This is a genomic window from Hymenobacter sp. (genome assembly GCF_035709525.1).
Taxonomy (GTDB): Bacteria; Bacteroidota; Bacteroidia; order Cytophagales; family Hymenobacteraceae; genus Hymenobacter.
On the sequence record NZ_DASTEP010000185.1, the window covers coordinates 1 to 4037 of the forward strand.

Sequence of the window (4037 nt, forward strand, 5' to 3'; positions counted from 1 at the left end):
TTCACTAATAGAGATGCTTCGACTGCGCTGCGCTCCGCTCAGCATGACGGAAGAGCGGCTTTCTAAGCAATTGCCTCTAATTTCTTGACCACTACCCCGGCCGTGCCTACGCCTTCTGCCCCCGAAAACCCGCCGAATACGCCCCCGGCCGCCGTGCCCGCGCCTACCTGGGTGCTGAGCAGCACGGCCGGCGTGCGACTGGCCGCGCGGCCCGAGGCAGCTTCGAGCCCCGCTGAAACTTCGCCGCCGGAGGCTTTTGAGCCTGCGGTAGTTGAGGAGCCGGCTCCTATTCCTTTTCCCGCGCCGCTGCCGCCCGTGGTGCCGCTGCCCACCGTGCAAAGCCCCGATGGCAAGCTGGTGCTCACCGATGCCTTGGTGACGGTGCTGGGGCAGACGTTTGGGCTGCGTGAGCTGGAGCGGGCCGAGGTGCACCACGTGCGCTGGGTGCTGTGGGTACTGCTGGGCGGGCTGGGCCTAGCCGTGGTCATCATCGCCTTTTTGCAAAACTGGCTGCACACCGGGCCGGCCATGCTGGGCATGGCCACTACGGCGCTGCTGCTGGCCTACGGGCAGCGTGGCACCAACCGGCTGCGTTTGTGGCTGCTGGGCCGGCAGCCGGCGCACTTTGCCCTGGCTGGCGAGCTGGCGCAGTGGCAGCGCCTTGCCGGCGAACTAAACCGCCGCGTGGCCCGCGCCCACGACCGGGCCGCCGCCGAGGCCGCCTACTCGCTGGCGCTGGCCGAAGCCGAGCGCCTGACCCGGCAAGCGGCCGAAGCCGCGCACTCCCCTGCCCCTACCTTTCCCGTCTAGCTTACGTAAGCGCCGCCTGTAATGCCCGCGGCGGGTGCCGCGATAAACGCGGCGCTCGTAGGCTTGCGCACGTTTACCAGTTCTTTTAACCGATACGGGCGGGGCCAGCCCCGCACACTACGCCTTAGGCTGTTTTTCTACTACCCGAACCATTGTTTATGAGTTCTTCTAAACACGACCACACCGCCATATCCGGGGCCGGGCTGCTCATTGCGCTCGGCATTATTTATGGCGACATCGGCACCTCGCCGCTCTACGTGATGTCGTCCATCCTCAAGAGTGGGGCCACGCCGGGGCTCATCGACCCGGTGCTGGTGCTCGGGGCCATTTCGTGCGTTATCTGGACGCTCACGCTGCAAACTACCGTCAAGTACGTGCTGCTGACGCTCAATGCCGACAACAACGGCGAGGGCGGCATTTTCTCGCTCTACGCCCTGGTGCGGCGGCGCGGGGCCTGGCTCTCGGTGGTGGCCATTGTGGGCGGGGCGTCGCTGCTGGCCGATGGCGTCATTACGCCGCCCATCTCGGTTTCATCGGCCATTGAGGGGCTCAAAACCGTGTACCCGAGCCTGACGCAGAACTACGTGGTGGGCATCGTTATTGGCATTATCGCGGGGCTGTTTCTGCTGCAAAGCTTTGGCACGCAGATAGTGGGCAAGGCCTTCGGGCCAATTATGTTTCTGTGGTTTACGATGCTCGGCGTGCTGGGCGCGGTGTGGGTGGCGCACGACCCCACCATTCTGCGGGCCATCAACCCCTACTACGGCTACAAGCTGCTGACGCAGTACCCGAGCGGCTTCTGGCTGCTGGGCTCGGTGTTTTTGTGTACTACCGGGGCCGAGGCGCTGTACTCCGACCTGGGGCACTGCGGCAAGGGCAACATCCGCATCAGCTGGGCTTTTGTAAAAACCACGCTGGTGCTCAACTACCTCGGGCAGGGCGCTTACCTGCTGGCCCACCAAAACGAGCAGATTGGCGACCAGAACCCGTTTTATGCGCTCATGCCGGGCTGGTTTTTGCTCTTCGGCATCGGGCTGGCTACGGTGGCGGCGGTTATCGCCTCGCAGGCGCTCATCACGGGCTCATTTACGCTGGTGGCCGAGGCCATTCGCCTCAATATGTGGCCCAAAGTGCGCCTTAACTACCCCACCGACGTGAAGGGGCAGCTCTTCGTGCCGAGCATGAACCGGCTGCTGCTGCTGGGCTGCATCGGGGTAGTGCTGTACTTCCGCGAGAGCAGCGAGATGGAGGCGGCCTACGGCCTGGCCATCACGCTCACGATGCTCATGACGACGATTTTGCTGACGGTGTGGCTGCGCAAAATCAAGCGCGTGTCGCTGCCGCTGGTGGCGTTGTTCGTGGTGGTGTACGGGTTTATCGAGGGGTCGTTTTTGCTGGCCAACCTCATCAAGTTTCCGCACGGCGGCTTCGTGTCGCTGGCCATCGCGGCGGCCCTCATGGGCGTGATGTACGTGTGGCTCAAATCGTACTACATCAAGCGCCGCCTCACCGACTTCGTGAAGATGGAGCCCTACATCGAGCCGCTCAAGCAGCTCAGCAACGACGAGTCGATTGGCAAGTACGCTACCCACCTCGTGTTTTTGACCTCGGCCGAGCGCCCGAACGAGATTGAGCAGAAAATCATCTACTCCATCTTTCAGAAGCGGCCCAAGCGGGCGGACATCTACTGGTTTATCCACGTCGATACCACCGACGAGCCCTACACGATGGAGTACAAGGTAACCGAGCTGGCCGCTGACGACGTGTTCCGCATCAACTTCCGCCTCGGCTTCCGGGTGCAGCAGCGCATCAACCTGTTCTTCCGCAAGGTGGTCGAAGACCTGGTGCGCAACAAGGAAGTGGACATTACCTCGCGCTACGCCTCGCTGAGCCAGCGCCACGTGGTGGGTGATTTCCGCTTCGTGGTGCTGGAAAAATACCTCAGCATAGAAAACGACTTCCCGACCCTGGAGAAGCTCGTGATGCAGGCGTATTTCTACCTCAAGCAGTTCATCTCGGGCGAGGCCCAGTACTTCGGGCTCGATACCTCGTCGGTGAAGGTGGAGAAGGTGCCGCTGGTAATTGCGCCCGTAAGGGAGGTGGCACTGACGCGGATAAAGTAGGGCTCGCCGCGCGGGGGAACCTCACCCCCCGGCCCCCTCTCCAAAAAAGAAGGGGAGCCTGACATCCTCTTGCCAAAAACAGAAAGAGCTTTCAGCAATGCTGAAAGCTCTTTCTGTTTTGCTTTATTCCGTCTTATTATTCGTCCGGCTCCCCCTCTTTTTTGGAGAGGGGGCCGGGGGGTGAGGTGCCCCGCCCGGCGAGCCCTACACAGTCGCCCCACCCGCGCTTGGCGCGGGGTCGCGCACGTAGGCTTTAGCCTTGGTAGCGTCGCGCTCGGCGTAGTGGTCGTAGCTGCGGGCGCAGAGCTTGGCGCAGCGGGTATCGAGGGCGTTGTAGGCCAGCACGCGGGCGCGGGTGCCCTGCTGGCGGGTCTGGTCGGCGTCGAGGTACTGCTGCTGGGCGGTGCGCAGGGCGGCGTGGGCGGGGGCTAGCCCGTCGAGGCGGGCCTGGGTGAAGCCTTCGGCGGTGGTTTTGGGGTCGGTGAGGTAGGCGGTGCCGGTGGTTTGGGCGTCTTGCAGCAGGTTGAGCACCTCGGCCGTGTTGGCATCGGCGAGGCGGCCGGCCCCGAAGCGCCGGAGCTGGGGCGAGGTGTCGCCGTAGGCGCGGCGCACGGGGCTGAGCACGGTGCGCAAAGCCGAGCGGCCGGCTTCGAGGGCCGCGTCGCGGGTTTGGCGCAGGGCCACGCGGGCGTATTCGAGGGCGTCGTCGGAGGGCATTTTCTCAAAGGCCGTGGCCTCCTGGTCGAAGCTGTCGAGGTCGGCGACCGTTACGCCTTCGGCTTGCAGGTCGGCCAGGTCGAGGCGGGCCTGGCTGCTGCGCCGGCGGCAGTCGGCCACCAGGTCGGCATCGGATAGGGCGTTTTGGCGGGTTACTTCTTGGTCTTTCATAAGCTCTTGGAATTAAGCAGATAAGTTGGCGGTGTTGCCGCCCCGAAAGTAGCAGCCAGCCGGCACATAACCTGCACGCTAGCTGCCGAGCCGCCCGGTGTGGCGGGCGCGGCAGCTGGCACCGCCCCCGATGCTGCTGGCGCGGCCGCCGAGGCTCCTGACGTGGCGTGCGACCTTCCTGACGTGGTGAGCGAGGCTCCTGACGTGGTTGTCGAG

3 protein-coding genes are annotated in these 4037 nt (G+C 64.1%); 2 read left to right on the top strand and 1 reads right to left on the bottom strand.

The features are described 5' to 3' along the window. The first annotated feature begins 102 nt into the window (after positions 1–102). Both VFO93_RS16565 and VFO93_RS16570 read left to right on the top strand, forming a co-directional pair. On the top strand, positions 103–810 hold the full coding sequence (locus VFO93_RS16565; RefSeq protein WP_325135485.1) for a hypothetical protein: 708 nt from the start codon (positions 103–105) through the stop codon (positions 808–810). Between the two features lie 158 nt (positions 811–968). Then, on the top strand, positions 969–2933 hold the full coding sequence (locus tag VFO93_RS16570) for a KUP/HAK/KT family potassium transporter (RefSeq protein ID WP_325135486.1): 1965 nt from the start codon (positions 969–971) through the stop codon (positions 2931–2933). Between the two features lie 204 nt (positions 2934–3137). Here VFO93_RS16570 and VFO93_RS16575 read toward each other — a convergent pair whose 3' ends face one another. Further along, positions 3138–3821: a hypothetical protein gene (locus tag VFO93_RS16575; RefSeq protein ID WP_325135487.1), complete on the bottom strand. Its 684-nt coding sequence runs from the start codon at positions 3819–3821 to the stop codon at positions 3138–3140. Between the last annotated feature and the right edge of the window lie 216 nt (positions 3822–4037).